Raw genomic sequence first — 19903 nt, forward strand, 5'->3', positions numbered from 1 at the left:
CTCTTAAAGAAACACTTACCCAAAATTCTCTATATCCTAGCACACATAAGAGAGAATCTAATGAGCTAACATACACTCATTCTCCACATCAATCTTCTAATGCTTCCTGTGACACTTATAAAAAGTTAGATTTTCATACATTAAGTGATGAGGAAAAAAGCGAGGGTTTTGTATTTCATATCTTAAGTGATGGTGTGAGCGAGGAGAATAAGACAAAGCTTGTAATACTGCAAGATGAGCTTAATAGAATCTATCCTTGTAAGATTGTGATACATACGATGAGTGATAAGGATTTTAAGGATTTTAAGGTATGGCGTGAAGGGAAGAATCATATAGTATATCTTCGTATTAAACTCGCTTCTATTTTTCCGCAAAACCTTAAAATCTGCCTTTATCTTGATGTTGATATGTTGGTGTTGGCAGACTTGAGAGAGCTATTCAGCATTGACTTAGAAGATAAGGTTGCTGGTGTGGTATTGGATGGGAACTCTCCTGGCAAGATGAATCCTATAGGTAGTGCTGTGCAAGCAAAACATAAGCATTTAGAGGATTATCATATCTCGCAATCTTATTTTAACTCTGGCTTTATGCTTATAAATCTCGTGCAGTGGAGGGCACATGATATAGAGCAAAAGTGTTTTTATTTTTTGGAGAATTATAATGTTTTAGTGTGCGATCAAGACGCCCTAAACTTTGCCATAGGCGATAATGCATTAACGCTTTCTATGAGATTCAATATAATAGGAGGATATTATAGTAACGTCTATCAATATATTTATAGTGATGAACATGATACTTTAAAAGACACAGAGATTGCATATTTTATCATACCCCACACGCGAGATGAGTTCTATTCAATCCTGCAATCACCAAAGATTATCCACTATATATGGACGCATAAACCATGGCAAAAGGCTTTGGACAGCAATAAGCTAAAAATATTAGAGCCAAATCCCTACAAACTCTGGTGGCAAAATGCGTGTCAAACTCCTGTCTTTGGAGGGTATTTTGCCTACATGAATGAAAGTGTCCCGCGATATGAGCTAGAGCTAGAACTCAAGCAACTCAAGCGACTCAATGAGAGGATAGAGCATCTCAATCAAAAGCGAATAAGTCGCAGAATACAAAGAATTATTGATAAGATACGAGGAAAGAAATAATGATGAATAGAAAAATTAAAACAGATAAAATTAATTAGTGTTAATTTATTGTGTTTAAAGTGAAAGTATATCTAAAATAATATAGAATAAATTTTACTATCATGAAAGTAAGTTATCATAAAACTAGGAGGATAAAGTAAAATTAAAAACTTTAAAATCTTATTATATAATTTCTTAAAAAATTGAGAAAAGATATAATATGCAAAGATATAAAAAAGAGCCAAGATACCTTTATAATCTTAAATGTATCTTTCGTGCAATTATTCCTCGTTTTATTCCTCAATCACAACTTGAAGCAAAAATTGCTCAAATTTTTAGAATCTATGAAAATAAACTTGATGTTCTTGCTACAAGATTAAATTTTTATAATAAGCTTACTATAAATTTTACTATTCCTTCTACAAGAGATGAATTACCAATAGAATCTACGCTACATACAACATTGCCACCTCCACCAAGTCGTCTCTTTGCTATGAAATTATTACGACCAGATGTCTCAATATTAAAAGAGAATACTTTAAAACATGGTTCTGTATATTATTATGATTCGTATGAATGGACGAGATATTTTGATGATAATTTATTATGGACACATTTATTCCATGATGTAAATCAACTTATGAATTTCCCTGCTATTGTAAAGTCAAGACCAATTTTGAAACAAAATTATAATTCAATCCTTTTGCAACTTGAAAAATTTAGACATTTTCGTTTTATTGAAGATCCTATAAAATTTGAAGAGAAAAAAGATATTTTACTTTTTCGTGGTGCTGTATACCAAGAACATAGATATAGATTTTTTCAGCAATATTTTGGTAATAAAAGATGTGATATAGGGCATGTTGGTAGAGGAAATGAAAAATGGATAAAGGATAAAATGGATATTCAAACACAATTAGGATATAAATTTTTATTAAGTTTAGAGGGTTATGATGTAGCAAGTAATCTGAAATGGATACTAAGCTCCAATTCTCTATGTGTTATGCCTAAGCCAGAGATTGAAACTTGGTTTATGGAATCTACTCTGAAAGATGGGGTGCATTATGCGGAAATTAAACAAGATTATAGTAATGTTATGGAAGTTTTAGACTATTTTTTAGCAAATCCAAATCGTGCGAAAGAAATCATTGCAAATGCAAATAAATACTGCAAACAATTTTATGATAAAAGATTGGAAGGTATGCTTAATCTCTTAGTATTGCGAAAATATTTTTATCTTTCCAATCAAATAGAAGTAACAAAGCAGGAAAGAGAGTTATTTGAACTTTATAAAGATTAGAGATTGATATAATAAAATAATGAAGGTTTTTGCAGATATATGACAAGATAATGACAATATCAAAGTCTTTTTATGATTTTTAGGTTATAATGTTTTTATGTATTAAAAAAGGACACATTATGATTTTTGTTGTGGAAGATGAAGAAGCATTAAGAGAGCTTATTGAATATACACTTTCAACAAAAGATTATGAAACACGTGGCTTTGAAAATCCTATTGATTTATTAAATACTCTAAATCAAGCCGAAAATAATGAAATGCCTGAACTTATATTGCTTGATGTTGGATTACCACAAAAAAGTGGCATTGAAACTCTTAGAATCCTAAAACAAAAACAATCTACTAAGAATATCCCTGTTATTCTTTTGACTGCTAAAAGTAGCGAAATTGACAAGGTGCAAGGACTTGATACTGGTGCAGATGATTATATTACAAAACCATTTGGTATCTTAGAATTGCTTGCAAGAGTAAAGGCATTGCTAAGACGCACAAATACTCTAAAAACAGAAGAATATCAGTTTAATGAAGTAATACTTAATCCTAAAACTCATATTGTAAGTGTTAATGAAAGACCAATCTCACTAACTTTTAAAGAATTTGAACTCTTAGAGTTATTTCTCTCGCAACCAAATCTTGTTTTTACTCGCGAACAGATTTTAGAGACTATATGGGGTGGGGAATTTCAAACACGAACAGTTGATGTGCATATTAATACTTTGCGAATGAAGCTTGGAGAAATGGGAAAATATATTAAAACTATTCGTGGTATGGGATATAAAATTTCAGAATAATATTATCAAGCAAAAAAACTTTCAATAAGAAATAATAATAAATACAATGAAATAGTTTATGAGAATTAAAAGATATTACATATAATAATTCTAGTTTTTTAAATTTTTATATTTAGTAGGATTAAAGATTATTTTATTTTTTAATAAATTTTAGATAAAATGCAAAAATAATTTTATAGTAAGGAATAATTATGATATTTCATGAAAGAGTTCTTATGGGGGGGGGGGGGAAGCTAATCCCTGTAATCCACTGCTTTGATGATAACTACGCTCTGCCTGCGGCGGTTTCATTCCACTCAATGCTAAGGCATGCAAATCCACATTATGACTATCATCTCTATGTGATACATAGTAGTAATATCTCTATCACTAATCAGCACAAACTACAAGAAACGATACGAGGATTCCCTAATGCCACGCTTACATTTATCGATATGGGCGGGAGATTTGATGAGATTTGGGAGAAATGCAAAGGCAAATCTCACTACTCAAAAGATATGTTCTACAAACTTTCAGTCCCTAATCTCTTCCCACAATACGACAAGGCGATTATTACTGATGTAGATGTCGTGTGGCTCGGCGATATAGCAGAGGAATTTGAGAAACTTGAGATGAGTGATTATTATGTGGGTGGCTATACTGCACCCACACTCAAGGATAATTGCAGGCTTACAAATTTTATGAAATTATATGAACAAGATTTTACAAAAGATGAGATACATAAAATGCAAATTGGTGCGGGATTTCTAGTCTATAATCTCTCTAAAATGAGGCAGGACAATATCGAAGAACAAATGTTTCAATACACTATCGATAACACCTATAGACTTATTCAACCAGAGCAAGATGTGATTAATCTTGTATGTTACCCAAAGATTCAGATTCTCTCAAAAAATGGTATGGTAAGTACTTATTTTTGGGATATGTTTAATAGTGATGAGAGATTAGAAAATGCCTCATGGAACAAGGAGGAGATACTCTATGCGATGAATAATCCAATCCAGCTTCACTATGCGGGAAGACAAAAGCCGTGGAGAGACTTTTTATCCTTGAGGGCTAATGAATGGTTTAAAGCTTTAATACAAACAAATTATTCGCAAGATTTTTTAACACAACTTGTTCTGCATAGAGAAGAATATATAAAGAATTTAACACAGGTAGTTCTTAAAATAACCCCATTGCTTGTAATATCAAAATTTATAAACCATAAGCATAAGATAAAAATAGATTTCTTTGGTTTTACCCTCATCTTTCCAAAATTTTTTTTGAGAATATTTTATTCTTGTAAAAAGAGAATTATAAGATTGGGAAATATTTATGACAGAAAGAATAAAAAGTAATTTATATTTATTATATACTCTATTTTATTATCATGTGAAGTTTTAACTTATTAAGAAAAAGTAAATCTAAATCCGATATAATTCCAGTTTTTGGATAATAACAATACTTTAATTTATTTTTTCAGGAGTTATTAATGATTTATATTTATATTCTTCTCTTAGTTGGAATTGCTTTTCTGATTTTAGAAAGAAAAAGGTTTTTTGGACAAAAATCATATGATTCTCATGCAAATAACAATCATGAAATGAATCTTATACAATGTAGTGAATGCGGATTATATTTCCCACAAGAAAACGCTACATTTAGACAGGGAAAAGATTATTGTCAAGATTGTATTAAAAAAATACGATAGGTTAAGAATGCTAAAAGTATAGATTCTAAACATTACACAAAAGAATCTTAAAAATACTAATAAAGAGGAATAACTCCTTGTTTTAGGAGTTCTAAGTGTTTTCATAGATTTATCCTATTGAAAAAAAAATAAAATAATGATAGAATAGAACATTTGGTTTGCAAGATTTTACAAAATTAAAGAAATAAGGTAAAGCTAGTGTATAAAAAACTAGAAATTTTGTTACAAATTGAAATATTGAAACATATAATAAGAATACCATATTTAAATCATGTAGAATAAAAGAGCTATAGTTTAATATTGGTAGTCTAAAGAAAGAACAAAATATTATATAAAGCTATTTATCCTTAAATATATTGTAATATAAACTTAAATATAAGCATAGATTAAAGAAATAAAATGCCATCTAAATGGAGATAAAATGCAAGATTTAAAGAATCTAAAACATTAAGAAGGAAATTTATGACAATCAAAATAGAAGGACATGAATTTGAAGCTTTTGAGGGTGAAACAATCCTAGATGTTGCAAGACGTAATAATATACAGATTCCAACAATTTGTTATTTAAGTGGTTGTAGCCCGACTTTGGCATGTAAAATGTGTATGGTTGAGGTTAGTGGCAAACGCGTATATAGTTGCAATGCTAAAATTAAAGATGGCATGGATGTGATTATCCATAATGAAGCACTTGATAATGATCGCAATGAAATTATGACAACTTACTGTGTGAATCATCCTCTTGAGTGTGGTGTTTGTGATAAAAGTGGAGAATGTGAATTACAGGATTTCACTCTTTATACGCAAGTTGATGTGCAACAATTTGGATTGCAAGAAGCCGATAAAAAACCTTTTAGTTTTGCACAAAGTTTTTATGATCCTGCACTTTGTATTATGTGCGAACGTTGTATAACAACTTGTAAAGATAATATTGGAGAGAATAATTTAAAAGTAGGTAAAGTAGCACTTTTTACACCTGATAATTATAAAGATTCTATGAATAAAGATCCATATTCTGTTTGGTCAAAGCGACAAAAAGGATTGATTGAATTTGCTGGAAAAAATGAGTGTAAAGATTGTGGAGAATGTATTGCCGTTTGTCCTGTGGGTGCAATGACTTATAAAGATTTTACATACACAAGTAATGCGTGGGAACTGGAAAAGATCCATTCTACTTGCACACATTGTGCTGGTGGTTGTGAAGTTATTTACAATGTCAAGCATTTAGATGTGAAGGGGGATTTAAAGAAAGTATATCGTGTGCAAAATGATTTTCTCTATAATCCTATTTGTGGTGTTGGACGATTTGCTTTTGATACAGTGAGTATCGGGACAAAAGATCTTACTTCTGTTTTGCAAGCATTTAGTAGAGCAGATTCTATTAATCTTGGTGGAAATGTAAGTAATGAAGAAGCTCTCTTAGTATCTTTAATTGGAAAGAAATTAAACATACCAGTAATTAATCGTGAAGGAAAGCTCTATCAAACTTTTCAGAAACACTTTCTTAAAGCAAATATGGTTTATTTTACTTCGTTAGATTCTATGCAATGTGAATCAAACAACCATAAAAAAACAAAATATAATCCTTTTGCTCATTATGATGATGTTAAAAATGCTTCTACACTTATTGCACTTGATAGTTATTTTAAATATGATGCTCCATCATTACGATATAAAATTAATAATAATCTTAAAATGCAGAAAAATACACAGTTAATTAGTATTGGTGTTTTTAAAGATTCTCTTTTGCAGGGATTAGGGAAAAATATTACACAAATTATTGCAAGACCAGGATATATAAATATGGCAGGAATTTTGGGTTTAATTTTTGCAAATGATCTGATTGATAGTTTTGAAGATGCTTTTCCTTCTGCTTTACAACATTTTTTACAAAAAGAAACAAATAGTATTAATGAAAAAGATTCTCAAGTCGAAGTATCTGATGCTCAATCTCCTGCAGATAATCTAAGCCCATATAACCTTTCCCCAATTTTTGAAGCCCTTAATCTCTCAAATTTAGATTCTTTAAAAGTTACAAAAAAAGGTGGTGTATTAATGATTTCCTTACAGGGAATTGAGGAATTTATTTGCAATGATTTAAAATACATTCATGGTTATGGGCTTTCTTTACATCATAATGCAACAAATCCACCAAGCATTACAGAAGCCATTAGTACAACTATTGCTGAGAATCTCACAGAACCTATCGCAAATGATCTTATGGATAAGGAAGCACATATAGAGATTTTTGCACATTTATTGGCATTTTTATGTCAGAAACTTGAATTAAAATTACTTTATGTCCCAAAAGAAACAAATATACTTGGAATTGCAAATATTTGTGATTTAGGCAATACTATAATGTCGTCTCGTTATAGTATTGGTATCCGAACACAGGGAGATTTTATTCTTGATTCAAATCTTGAAACCATAAAACCACATTTTCCTTTACCAACATTAGCACAACTTGAAGGAAGTATCACAAGCCTTGAGGGTCGTGTTCTGCCATTGTTTCCAAGCATCCCATATCTTGATTCAAACTTAGAATCCGCTTTTGATATTAGTGATATTGCAAGAGAATTAGGAGCACTTTATGATGACAATTTAGAAAATACACAATATTTAGGAGATTTTACAAAATTACTTTCTGATTATACTTGGAGCAATTGTAGAAAGAATGATTATTCATATATGTATTTTAATTTTAAAAATATTTCTTATGAAAATCTCAAGGTTTCTTATGAAAAAGATGGAACAGATAATCGCGGATATTTCTTAGAAATGCCAATTATTTCTGAAGAAATAATTGCTAAAGATTCTGCGATATTGAAGTTTCATCTTAAATTTTCATTGAAGATTTTAAATAATCATCAAGATATAGTGTCTGATATAGAATCTAAAAATATGCTAAACAATGTATTTCAAGCAATTAAATTAGAAACACAGAATCAATTTAGCAAAACAACTCTCGCAAGTAAAAATCTCCAATCAAGAAGTGGAATCTATGTAAGTAAAAGTATTTTTGAAAATTTGGGATTACAAGAAGGTGAAGATATTGTATTGCATACAATACAGACAGTAAAAGAAGAATCAGATTCTAATTATCCTGTGGTAAAAGCACCAGTATATTGTGATTATGATATAGAAGATTCTATTTTACTCGTATCTCCTTTGCTTGAAAATGTAGAATTTCTTTTTGCAGATGGATTTTATACACATTTGGTAGTTGTAAAAGCAAATATAACTAAGGATTTAGAATCTCAAAAAATTAGCTAAATACTCTTTGAGAGGCTAGAGTATGTAAATAAAAATATCATAATTATATATCAAAATTATAGAAAGGATAAAAAATGCGGGTAATCATTCAACCAAAGAGGGAACAAATATGAGTGCATTTATCATTGAGACTATTATCAAAGTCCTTGTAGTATTGCTGGTATTCTCATTTTTAGGAGGTTTTGCAACTTACCTAGAAAGGAAAGTATTAGGTTTTTTTCAACGCAGATTAGGACCCATTTATGTAGGACCTTTTGGTTTATTGCAATTTGGTGCAGATGCTATTAAACTTTTTACAAAAGAAGATATACTCCCAAAGAATGCAAATAAAGTAATTTTTGCTTTAGCGCCTGTTGTTGCCCTTGTGAGTGCTATGACTTCAATGGCAGCTATACCATTTTTACCGGAATTTGAAATATTTGGCTACAAGGTAGCACCTATCATTTCAGATATTAATGTTGGACTTTTATTTTTTATCTCTGTTGGTGCTGTGGGTATTTATGCTCCATTATTTGCAGGGCTTAGTAGTGGAAGCAAATATAGTCTCATTGGTGGTGCAAGAGCTTGTATCCAAGTATTGAGCTTTGAAGTAGTAAGCGGACTTGCGATACTTGCTCCAATTATGATAGTAGGTTCTTTATCTCTAGTAGCTATGAATGATTATCAAAGTGATAGTATATTTCATTGGCTTATTTTTAAACAACCAATTGCTTTTATTCTTTTTCTTATTGCTGGCTATGCGGAACTTAATCGAACCCCTTTTGATTTATTGGAACATGAAGCAGAAATTGTAGCAGGATATTGCACAGAATATAGTGGTCTTAAATGGGGCATGTTTTTTATTGCTGAATATGCACACATGTTTGCTTTTGGTTTTGTGGTAAGCTTGCTTTTCTTGGGAGGATTTAACCCTATTAGTATCGCAGGATTTACAATTATTCCCGGAGGACTTGCTATTATTTTGAAAGTCTGCTTTTTTATCTTTTTGTTTATGTGGGTAAGAGCGACTCTCCCACATATTCGCCCTGACCAGCTTATGAATATGTGTTGGAAAGTGCTTGTTCCGCTCGCCCTCATTAATGTGCTTATAACAGGCATTGTGCTTTTATAATAGATAAGGAAATAAAAATGCAAAAAAAAGAATCTGAAATTACTATAAATACAGAAAACAAAATGGATAATGTAGAAAAAGTTGTAATTACAAACACATCGCAAGATTCCCCATTAGAAAAAGAATGTATTACTAAAGAGCATTACCCAAGTGGCGACTCTTTGCAAATTGTTAAACAATCTGGAAGTATATCTACAAAACAAGATTATTATTTTGTTTCAATGGAATCTTTGCCGAAAAATTCATTTGATAGCTTGAAACGCAGTGTAAAATTTAGTCTTGGACTTGATTTATTTAAGGGTATGGCTCTAACAATTAAAGAATTTTTTAGTAAGCCCGTAACACTACAATACCCTTTTGAGGCACAACCCCTTAGCCCGCGTTATCGTGCTGTTCATAATTTGCAACGAATGTTGGAATCAGGTAATGAAAGATGTATTGGTTGTGGGCTATGTGAAAAGATTTGCACAAGTAATTGCATTAGAATCCTTACGCACGAAGGGGAGGATGGACGCAAGAAAATCGATTCTTACACAATTAATCTTGGTCGTTGTATTTATTGTGGATTATGTGCAGAAGTGTGTCCGGAATTAGCCATTGTTATGGGAACACGATTTGAAAACGCAAGTGAACAAAGAGCACATTTTGGATTGAAAGAAGATTTGCTTAAAGATTTAGAAGAAGCGAGATTCCATAAACAACTCGAATTTGAAGGTTTTGGTAGTCCTCGTCCAAGTGCAGATAAAGAGATCAAACAGACCCCGCTTGATTATAAAATAAATGAGGTATAAAGATGAAAGTTTTCTATAAAAATGTATTTATGAGTAAATATACACTTTGTAATTACAGAGATTTTTTATTTAATATTTTTAATAGAGAATTTTGTGATTATATAACATTACAAACCATGCATTATAGCATAGAACAAAGGAGTAAAAATGTTTGAAGTAATTGCCTTTTATACTTTTGGGGCATTGACACTTTGTGCTTTTCTTATTGTCGTTATGTCTAATAATATTTTATATGCTTTAAGTGCATTGGCTTTTGGTATGATTCTTGTGTCTAGCTTTTTCTTTTTATTGCAGGCAGATTTTCTTGGTGTTGTGCAAATTATTGTTTATACTGGTGCGATTGTTGTTATGTATGCTTTTGGTATGATGTTTTTTGATACAAATAAAGAGGTCAAAGAAAAATTTCATAATCAATTTTTCGTATGGAGCATTACTGGTGCAATGGCATTGGCATTGTTGATTATTGTTGGCAATATAAATGAGAGTTTTGTTGTAGCACATGAAGATTTTAGCACTAATGCACTAGCACATTTACTTTTTAAAGAGTATTTTATTTGCTTTGAAGCCGCAGCTATTATGCTTCTTATGGCAATGATTGCTGGAATTGGTGCTGGAGCACATAAACCTGAATTAACAGAATCTTTGCAAAAATCTGTTAAAAATGAATCTTCTCTTTATAATATACAAGAAGAAAATAGGGGATATAAATACGACAATATTATAGAATCTTCTACTATACAATATGATAGTATAGGGCAACATACACAAGATAATGTAGTATCTGTAACTTCGAATACAAAGGACATTAAATGATTACATTAAACCATTATCTTATTTTTAGTGCCATTATGTTTTGTATTGGTTTATATGGAATCTTAAGGCGGAAAAATATTTTATTATTGCTTTTTTCAACAGAGATTATGTTAAATGCCATTAATATTGCTTTTATTGCTATTAGTTATTATCGTGGAGATTTACAGGGGCAGATTATCGCATTATTTGTTATTGCTTTGGCCGCTGCGGAAGTTGCTATTGGCTTAGGTTTAGTATTGCTTTTACATAAAAAGTATAAAACTCTCGATCTTGATAATCTTAGCAATATGAGGGGTTAAATTATGTTAGATTTTATATTACTTCATAAAGAAATTCTCTTAACTATTGTAGTATTTTTACCCTTTATTTCTGCTATTTTAGCTGGCTTTAATGCAACTTTACGTCCTTCTAAAATTCTTGGTTATATATGTTCAATATTTATTACCTCAAGTTTTTTGCTTACATGTTTGCTTATTTATATTCTTGTAAAAACAGATATACAAAGCTTCCATGTTTTTCTTTGGGATTTTATTGCAACAGGACAATTTCAAGTATCATTTTCTCTTATGTTTGATAAAATTAATGCTATTATGTTTTTAGTTGTAACTCTTGTTTCAACTATGGTTCATTTTTATTCCATAGGTTATATGGAGCATGATGCAGGATTTAATCGTTTCTTCTCGTATCTAGGTGGTTTTGTATTTTCAATGCTTTTGCTTGTTGGTGGTGATAATCTTTTAATACTTTTTATTGGTTGGGAAGGTGTTGGAACATGTTCTTATTTACTCATTGGATTTTGGTATAAAAGAAAGAAAGCAAATGAAGCTTCTATTGAGGCTTTTGTGATGAATAGGATTGCAGATCTTGGAATGTTGCTTGGCATATTCCTCACATATTGGACTCTTGGTTCATTATCCTATCATGATATATTTCTTACTCTTGCTAATAATCCCCCAAAAGATTCTGTAATGACTTGGATTGCGATTTTACTCTTTATTGGTGCAATGGGTAAATCCGCACAATTTCCATTACATACTTGGCTTGCAAATGCTATGGAAGGACCAACACCTGTTTCAGCACTTATCCATGCTGCAACAATGGTAACTGCAGGTGTGTATCTTGTTGTGCGTCTTGCACCAATTTATAATGTTGTTCCACATGTTGCTTATTTTATTGCTTCGCTTGGTGCATTTGTTGCAATTTTTGCATCTCTCATGGCTATTGTTAATCGTGATTTAAAGCGTATTATTGCATATTCTACACTTTCACAGCTTGGTTATATGTTTGTTGCTACTGGACTTGGTGCATATTGGATTGCTCTTTTCCATCTCTTCACGCATGCTTTCTTTAAATCACTTTTATTCTTGGGAGCTGGAAATGTTATGCATGCTATGCATGATAAACTTGATATTACAAAAATGGGTGCATTAGCTAAACCACTGAAAACTAGCATGGTGTTTATGCTTATTGGTTCAATTGCATTATGTGGGATTCCTCCTTTGGCTGGATATTATTCTAAAGATAAGATTCTTGAGGTGGCATATGCACAACATGAATATATTATTTGGACTATTTTGCTTATTGGTGCAGTTTGCACAGCATTTTATAGTTTTCGTCTTTTTACTCTTGTTTTTATTGCACCTAAAAATCATAATGAACATCCGCATGAAGCAAGTAAAGTTATGCTCTTTGCAATGACACCCTTAGCTATTTTGGCATGTATTGCAGGGATATTTCATATTCAATTTGAAACTTTTTTATCAAGTGCTCTTGTTCCACTTATTATTCATATTAAAGAACAAACTTTACTGATAATTTTGACACTAGGGCTCATCATAGTGTCAATTATATCCGCTTATTTTATTTATAAAAAAGGCTATCAAGAAAAACATCGTTATAACATTTTACATAAAATTCTATCAAATGAATATTATATTCCAAAGCTTTATAATATGTTATTTGTTAAGCCTTTTAGTCTCTGTTCAGAATTTTTATATCATATTGTTGATATGGGCATTATCGATAAAATGGTTGATAGCATAGGAAAATTTATTGTATTTTTAAGTTATTTGCTTCGCCCTATCCAAAATGGCAATCTTAGTTCTATGCTTCGACTAATGAGTTTAGGTGTTATAGTGTTACTTTTTATAACACTACTATATTTCATTTTATTGTAAGACAAGGAGAAAAATGTGGAATATTTATTAAGTTTAATTATTGCTTGTCCATTTGTTGCTTGTCTCTTTGTTTTTCTTTTTGATGATGTTGGAGCAAAACGATTTGGTCGTATTATTTCGTTTGTGGAATTATGTTTAGTCATTGTCTTGTGGGTAAGTTATCGTGTTGATGTAGTTGATATTCAATTTTCAAATAAATTTTTCTTAATTGAGCAATTAGGTATTAATTATGCCGTTTTTGTTGATGGAATTTCCCTGTTTTTAGTTGTGCTAACAGGATTTATTATATTTTTGGCAAATATCTATTTACGTCGCCTTGATGATGCAAAACCATTTGTGGTTTGTCTGCTTTCTTTAGAGGGAATTCTTATGGCATTATTTTTATCCGAAAATGTCATTATGTTTTACACTTTTTGGGAATTAGCATTATTACCTGTGCTTTATATGGTTGGTGTTTGGGGTAGTGGACAAAAAGTCGCTATTGGATTAAAGTTTTTTGTTTATACCTTTACTTCAAGTTTATTTATGCTCCTTGCTATTCTTTATATGGGTTATTTATGTTATGAACAAATTGGAGTTTTTAGTTTTGATTTATCAGTATGGAAAAGTTCTGATATTCACATACCCCTTGAGATACAAATTTGGCTTTTCTTAGCGTTTTTGTTTTCGATTGCTGTAAAGATTCCAATTATTCCCTTTCATACTTGGTTGCCACATATTTATGCCGAAGCACCCGCACTTGGAAGTGTAATGTTATCTGCCTTGCTTTCTAAAATGGGAACTTATGCCCTTTTGCGTTTCTCACTTCCTTTATTCCCTGATGCAAGCATATATTTTATGCCAATTATTAGTGTTTTGGCTACTATTATGGTTATTTATGCTGGGATTATTGCTTTTAAACAACGGGATATAAAAAAAGTTATTGCATATAGTTCTCTTTCCCATATGGGCATTGTTGTTTTGGGAATCTTTAGTTTTAATATAGAGGGTGTAAGTGGTGCGATTTTTATGATGATTGCACATGGTATTACAAGCGGCGCACTCTTTTTTCTTGTTGGTATGCTTTATTATCGCACCCAAACACGATATATTGATGACTTTGGCGGTGTTGCTTCTATAATGCCCCATTATGCAACATTTTTTGCACTTGTTATGCTTTCTAATGTAGGATTGCCCTTAACCATTGGTTTTGTTGGCGAATTTCTTTCTCTTTATGGTTATTTCCAAACCTCTCCGGTTATAACTGCACTTGCTGGAACAACACTTATTATTTCAGCAAGTTACATGCTCTTTTTATTTAAAAATATTTTTTATGGAGAAACGCTTAATAGTCATTTAGTGCAAAAACTTAAAGATTTAAATTTTAAAGAATATTCTGTGTTATTACCAATTTTAGCAGTGATTTTATGGCTTGGAATCTTTCCTAATACTCTTTTAAAACCCATGCAAGTATCTGTTCAACAGCTAATTGCGACCATGAATGCAACAGCAAATGAGAAAGAGACTAAAGACCATTTATTAAGGGTAAATAGTGGATTAATCGCACCTGCGATTCAACAATCTTTTATTATACATAAATCTGCAAAAGATACTATGAGCAATGTTCATAATATAGAAACAATAAATGAAGATTCTGAAGAATATTACAATTCAGATGAAACTAATGCAGCTATACAGGAGAAATAATATGGAAATCGATTTTTATAAATTTTTTTATGCCTATATGCCGTCTGTTATCTTGGTAGTAGGGGCTATTGTTGTTTTGTTTGGAAATACCTTTGCCCATTCATTTTCTCGTAGTACAAGCCTTTCTTTATCCATGATTTTTATAATTTCTGCTGTATTATTTTGTATGAGTATTGGACATATTGAAAGTGTGTCTAATATCACTCATGTAAGTGAAATGATTATTCTTGTAGTTGGTTGTTTATTTATTTTGCTTACTTTTTCAAAATATCGTTTCACTGAATTTCAAACACCCGAATTTTATCCGCTTTATCTTTTCTCTTTATCGGGATTTTTATTGATGGTAGGTGCTGATAATTTTATTCTTATGTTGCTTGGTTTGGAAATTGGTAGTTTGCCTCTTTGTGTGCTTATAGCTTTTAATCGCAGAATCTACGGTATTGAGGCTGGTATTAAATATTTCATATCAAGTGCGTTGGCAAGTATATTTCTTCTTATAGGGATATTGTTGTTTTATTTATATTCTGGGAGTTTTGAACTAAATGTAGCGATGTCACATTATCATAAATTTGCTGCATACGAACAGATTTCTCATTCAATTATCGCTCTTTGTGGCATTATTTTTTTATTTGCTGGTATTGGATTTAAAATTTCACTTGTGCCATGGCATAATTGGATGCCTGATGTATATGAGGGAAGTAATCCTGTGATTGCTGGGTTTATTTCTATTGTTCCAAAAATTGCTGGTTTTGCTGTATTTGCTTCTATTTTTGGTGTACTTTTTAGTGGAGATTTTAATGATGATTATATAAATAAAATTTTGAAAACTCTTATTTATATTACAATCACATTGCCTAATATTGCAGCCTTATTACAAAAAGATGTAAAACGAATGTTAGCTTTTAGTTCTATCTCACATTCAGGATTTGCTCTTGCTTGTATTTATTTAGATAGCTTTAATACTTTAATACTTTATTGGATTTTATTTGCTATTGCTAATTTAGGTTCATTTGCATTGCTTTGGTGCAATAAACCTAAAGATTTTCATTCGCGTTATGATTATGCGTTTGAGAGATTCTATGGTTTTGCAAAAGTAAAACCAATCATGGCTTTAGGTATTTCTTTATTTATGCTTACACTTGCAGGGATACCACCATTATCAATCTTTTGGGGAAAAATCTTTATTATAAATGCTGCTTTAAGCAAGGGAGAGATAGCCCTCTCAATAGTTATGTTGCTTAATAGTGCAATTGCAGTTTGTTATTATCTTAAGTTGCCCGTAGCAATGTTTTTCAAACAACCAATTACGAATAAGGATTCTAATAGCACGAATGTGCCTTATAGACAAATGTTGTCATATACAAATAACTCTACTTTAATAAACTATTATGAGGATAATTCAACCATACCGATTAAGGCGGTTGGATTTATTTCTGCTATGCTTTGTGTTTGTTCAATTTTTGTGGTATCTTATTTCTTTGAGATTATTGCATTGTTTGAATTTTAAAGTTATTGAGGATAATATAAAGTGTAGAATCTTGATTTTATAATGTTTATTTTTTGTGTATTGTTTTGATTTGAAACATTTAAATGTGGAGAATATATGTTTATTTGTGTTGGGGACAATGAATCTTTTAGTTTTGCAAAAAATGTTGGAATTGGATTAATAGAAAGTGCAATTGGAACGACAAAAATTTGTTTGCAACATACACCAAAAAGATTAATTTTTATTGGTAGTGCAGGAAGTTATGATTCTGATATTTCTATTGGAGAAATATTTTATAGTTTTTGTGCAACACAAATTGAATTATCTTTTTTAGAGGGTAAATCCTACACTCCCATTGAAAATAGTATTCAAATGGAAAGCTTTAAAATTGTTTCACATGAAACAAAAAATACCCACACAGTAAATACTTTAGGTGTTTTACAAGCAATAGTAAATTCAAGTAATTATATTACAAAAACATCAGAATTTAATCAATTAATGTTGCGAGCTAATATCCAATTAGAAAATATGGAATTTTTTAGTGTGTTAAAAGTTGCACAATATTTTGAGATTCCATGTTTTGGAATCTTTTGTGTTAGTAATTTTGTCCATGAAAATTCTCACGAAGAATTTTTACAAAATCATCATAGTGTCAAAAAAAAATTAAAACACTTTGTCCAGAATACATTTGAAGTTTAGATTTATTTTGAAATAAACTTGTTAAATTTATGGTAAGCAAGATTTTATCAAGAATTTATCTATGGCACAACTTTTGCTTGAAATTCAATATAGAATTTATAGCTAAGGATAGTAACATGATGCGTTCGCTTTATACTGCCACTACAGGAATGTTGGGGCAACAATTACAAATCGATACCACCTCAAACAATATTGCCAATGTTAATACAGTTGGTTTCAAACGACAAAGAGCAGAATTTAATGATTTATTTTATCAAGCATTACAATTTGCAGGAACACAGACAAGCGAGACGACCCTTACTCCTACGGGAATAGAGGTTGGTGTAGGTGTTCGCACAGGTGCAATTAATAGAATCTTTTCTCAAGGTAGTCCAAAAGAAACTGAAAATCCACTTGATTGTGCAATTATGGGAAAAGGATTTTTTCCAATTCAATTACCCGATGGTAATATAGCGTACACTCGTAGTGGAAATTTTAAACTTGATGATCAAGGAAATATTGTTACATCAGAAGGGTATCTTGTGCAACCACAAATTAATGTTCCTCCTGAAGCACAGAGTATTAATATTGGTGCTGATGGCACAGTAAGTGTAACACTTGGAAACAATGGACAAGCTGAAGTATTGGGGCAAATTCAATTAGTGAATTTTGTGAATCCTGCTGGTTTGCATGGTTTAGGAGATAACCTTTATATGAATACAAATGCAAGTGGTGCACCTATTGAGGGAATTGCTGGACAAGATGGCTTGGGGCAGATTCGCTCTGGATTTTTAGAATTAAGTAATGTGCGTTTGGTATCTGAAATGACAGATTTAATCACAGGACAAAGGGCATATGAGGCAAATTCAAAAAGCATTCAAACCGCAGATTCTATGTTGCAAACCGTAAATGGACTAAAACGATAATTGATTTATTATATAAATTAAACATAATTTTTTTCTTAGATTGGTTGTGTTGTTTTATAGAATCTTACTAGATTCTATAAGGTTTAACACCCTGTTGGTAATATATGCAAATTTGACTTTTATCAAATGAGACATAATAATTGGACTTTATAAGTAATCGATTAACTAAATACTTTCTTTAAAACTTGCCGTGCGTGTAAGTTTTGCAAATTTCACGCCTAAAAGCCCCGCAATTTCAATGCTAATTTTTTCAATTCCTGGTTGATTGCCACATAAAATAAGAGTTTCAAGACAATTGTGATGATCAATGTGAATATGTGTTGTGCATAAAACTTCTACGGATTCGCTTTCATGTTGAATTTTATTCATTTTTTGATTTAATCCATTTTGATGATGATCATAAATTATTACTAACACTCCTAAATATTCTTCTGTTCCTTCGCCTTCCCCTTTTTCCCATTTTTCATCAACAATTTTTTCACGAATCATATCACGAACAAGTTCAGATCTTGAAGTATAACCATTTTGTGTAATTTTATAGTCAAGTTCTTCAAGTAGTGTTGCAGGAAGAGATACTGAAAAACGAATAATAGAATCTTTATTGTTTTTAACCTTGTCTTGCATATTTTTCCCTCTGATATGATTTATTGTTAAGTGCATATCGAACGATTTCTATTACCCACATCCAAAAAATATGCCAAAAAATTCTGATATATGTTCCTCTATTGGTTGATTTAACGCATTTGGAATAATACCTAACATTGGCATAAAAATAATATGAAATGCAATAAAAATAAAAAATCCAAAACTCATTGCTTTTATTGGTGAAAAAACACTCTCTTTGGCAATATATTGTATATAAAACCATGCACACCCAATAGAAAATAAGAAATGTATGCAAAAACTTATTATTGGTAAGTCATATTCGTTGAATGAATAAGTTAAATGTGTAAAATCATGACTACAACCGAGTGATTCAAGAAATGATTGTGGTGGATTAGTTATATTTCTTTCAGGTGTGCGTGGAGGAAATACAACCTCCCAGCCAAGTTTAATAAAACCACCAATAAAACCGGCTATACAAGTAATAAAGATTCTATAAAATTTTTGTGATTGTGTAGAAATAATAGAATATTTAGAATCTTTCACAAAAAACTCCTTAAATTATACACAAATGAAATTATGCCATAAATAATTAAGAATTTATAAAATTATTATTTTATATGTAAAAAAGTGATAAAGTTATGAATAATGTCTGAAAATAAAAAATAAATTCTAAAAATCATTTTCTTTTAAGAAAACAAGTAATATTGAATTTTGATAAATTACTGTTTTAAAATGAGGCACTATAACCAACTTGTGATACAAATTTATCAATACTTTGCTTTGCTGCCTCAACAATAGCAATAGAGCGATTATTATAGGTTGTTGAAGGACTATTTAAAGATGCAGCATAGTCATAATAACCTTGATTGCTAAACGATGATGTTTTACCATTATGTTCTAGAGTGTATTTAATGTTTACATAGACACGATAAAATGTTGTAAAGCCCTGTGCATTGGTTGCTATTGCGGTATCTTTTATTTGTTGGACATTAACCTCTAGCACTCCGTCAGCTTCGTTTTCACTCACAACGCGAGAATGAAAACGTGCAATAATAGCTTCATTTACTGCATCTTTGATTTTTACAGATTCTTCTGGGTTTTCTAGATTGACTTTTAATTGCACATAAACTTTGTCCCCCAAAGCTTTATTGGCAAAATATGCCATAGGTTTGTATCCGCAACCATACAGGCAAATTATATAAATTAAACACCATACTCCAAGTGTTCTTGACACCATTAGTGTTCCCAACAGAATATTTATTTGGGGTAAATTCCCCATTTTTCACTCCCCTTCTAAAACTTCTTCTTATTCACATCTGCTAGTATTTGTGCTGCTACATTATCTACTGCTGTGCTTATATCTTTAGAATGATTAGCTATTTCTACATTCTGTTGTGTAATAGTCTCTAATTGAGAGATAGCTTCATTGATTT

18 protein-coding genes are annotated in these 19903 nt (G+C 30.9%); 15 read left to right on the forward strand and 3 right to left on the reverse strand.

The features are described 5' to 3' along the window. The 15 genes from CQA53_RS09165 to flgG form a co-directional block, all read left to right on the forward strand. Positions 1-1160 (forward strand): glycosyltransferase family 8 protein (locus CQA53_RS09165; protein ID WP_147290022.1); only part of this gene is annotated, 1160 nt, incomplete at its 5' end. A 199-nt stretch (positions 1161-1359) separates the two neighbouring features. After that, positions 1360-2439 carry a glycosyl transferase family 90 gene (locus CQA53_RS09170; RefSeq protein WP_115543703.1) on the forward strand — a complete coding sequence of 360 codons (1080 nt, stop codon included), beginning with the start codon at positions 1360-1362 and terminating at the stop codon, positions 2437-2439. A gap of 119 nt (positions 2440-2558) precedes the next feature. Further along, positions 2559-3230 (forward strand): response regulator, encoded by a 672-nt coding sequence (locus CQA53_RS09175; RefSeq protein ID WP_115543704.1) that lies wholly within the window; start codon positions 2559-2561, stop codon positions 3228-3230. Between the two features lie 191 nt (positions 3231-3421). Further along, positions 3422-4570, forward strand: coding sequence for a glycosyltransferase family 8 protein (locus CQA53_RS09180; RefSeq protein ID WP_115543705.1), 1149 nt, complete (start codon positions 3422-3424; stop codon positions 4568-4570). Between the two features lie 134 nt (positions 4571-4704). Next, the gene (locus CQA53_RS09185) at positions 4705-4923 is read left to right on the forward strand and encodes a hypothetical protein (RefSeq protein ID WP_115543706.1); all 219 of its coding nucleotides are present in this window, start codon (positions 4705-4707) and stop codon (positions 4921-4923) included. 462 nt (positions 4924-5385) lie between these two features. Beyond that, a complete protein-coding gene (locus CQA53_RS09190) occupies positions 5386-8196 on the forward strand; it encodes an NADH-quinone oxidoreductase subunit G (protein ID WP_115543707.1) in 2811 nt (936 codons plus the stop codon). Positions 8197-8305: 109 nt separating this feature from the next. Next, positions 8306-9307 (forward strand): NADH-quinone oxidoreductase subunit NuoH, encoded by a 1002-nt coding sequence (nuoH, locus tag CQA53_RS09195; RefSeq protein WP_115543708.1) that lies wholly within the window; start codon positions 8306-8308, stop codon positions 9305-9307. A gap of 188 nt (positions 9308-9495) precedes the next feature. Beyond that, entirely contained in the window at positions 9496-10098 is a 603-nt protein-coding gene (gene nuoI / locus CQA53_RS09200; protein ID WP_281271184.1) for an NADH-quinone oxidoreductase subunit NuoI, read from the forward strand. Between the two features lie 147 nt (positions 10099-10245). After that, complete coding sequence (locus CQA53_RS09205; protein ID WP_115543709.1) at positions 10246-10911, forward strand: NADH-quinone oxidoreductase subunit J; 666 nt, start codon at positions 10246-10248, stop codon at positions 10909-10911. Beyond that, complete coding sequence (nuoK, locus tag CQA53_RS09210) at positions 10908-11210, forward strand: NADH-quinone oxidoreductase subunit NuoK (RefSeq protein ID WP_115543710.1); 303 nt, start codon at positions 10908-10910, stop codon at positions 11208-11210. The genes CQA53_RS09205 and nuoK overlap by 4 nt, the downstream gene beginning before the upstream one ends. Before the next feature lie 3 nt (positions 11211-11213). Continuing rightward, positions 11214-13088: an NADH-quinone oxidoreductase subunit L gene (gene nuoL, locus CQA53_RS09215; protein ID WP_115543711.1), complete on the forward strand. Its 1875-nt coding sequence runs from the start codon at positions 11214-11216 to the stop codon at positions 13086-13088. A 15-nt stretch (positions 13089-13103) separates the two neighbouring features. Next, the gene (locus CQA53_RS09220; RefSeq protein ID WP_115543712.1) at positions 13104-14774 is read left to right on the forward strand and encodes a complex I subunit 4 family protein; all 1671 of its coding nucleotides are present in this window, start codon (positions 13104-13106) and stop codon (positions 14772-14774) included. Position 14775: 1 nt separating this feature from the next. After that, positions 14776-16281: an NADH-quinone oxidoreductase subunit N gene (locus CQA53_RS09225; protein ID WP_115543713.1), complete on the forward strand. Its 1506-nt coding sequence runs from the start codon at positions 14776-14778 to the stop codon at positions 16279-16281. A 96-nt stretch (positions 16282-16377) separates the two neighbouring features. After that, positions 16378-16959, forward strand: a complete 582-nt coding sequence (locus CQA53_RS09230; protein WP_115543714.1) for a phosphorylase family protein — start codon at positions 16378-16380, stop codon at positions 16957-16959. 116 nt (positions 16960-17075) lie between these two features. After that, entirely contained in the window at positions 17076-17864 is a 789-nt protein-coding gene (gene flgG, locus CQA53_RS09235) for a flagellar basal-body rod protein FlgG (protein ID WP_115543715.1), read from the forward strand. Between the two features lie 165 nt (positions 17865-18029). On the opposite strand, the gene nikR is transcribed toward flgG, so the two are convergent. The 3 genes from nikR to lptE form a co-directional block, all read right to left on the reverse strand. After that, a complete protein-coding gene (gene nikR, locus CQA53_RS09240) occupies positions 18030-18488 on the reverse strand; it encodes a nickel-responsive transcriptional regulator NikR (RefSeq protein ID WP_115543716.1) in 459 nt (152 codons plus the stop codon). Positions 18489-18539: 51 nt separating this feature from the next. Then, on the reverse strand, positions 18540-19013 hold the full coding sequence (locus tag CQA53_RS09245) for a DUF1440 domain-containing protein (protein WP_245945833.1): 474 nt from the start codon (positions 19011-19013) through the stop codon (positions 18540-18542). Between the two features lie 184 nt (positions 19014-19197). Beyond that, positions 19198-19749: an LPS assembly lipoprotein LptE gene (gene lptE / locus CQA53_RS09250; protein WP_245945834.1), complete on the reverse strand. Its 552-nt coding sequence runs from the start codon at positions 19747-19749 to the stop codon at positions 19198-19200. Positions 19750-19903: the final 154 nt, after the last annotated feature.

This window comes from Helicobacter didelphidarum (genome assembly GCF_003364195.1).
In the GTDB taxonomy this organism is placed as follows: Bacteria; Campylobacterota; Campylobacteria; order Campylobacterales; family Helicobacteraceae; genus Helicobacter_A; species Helicobacter_A didelphidarum.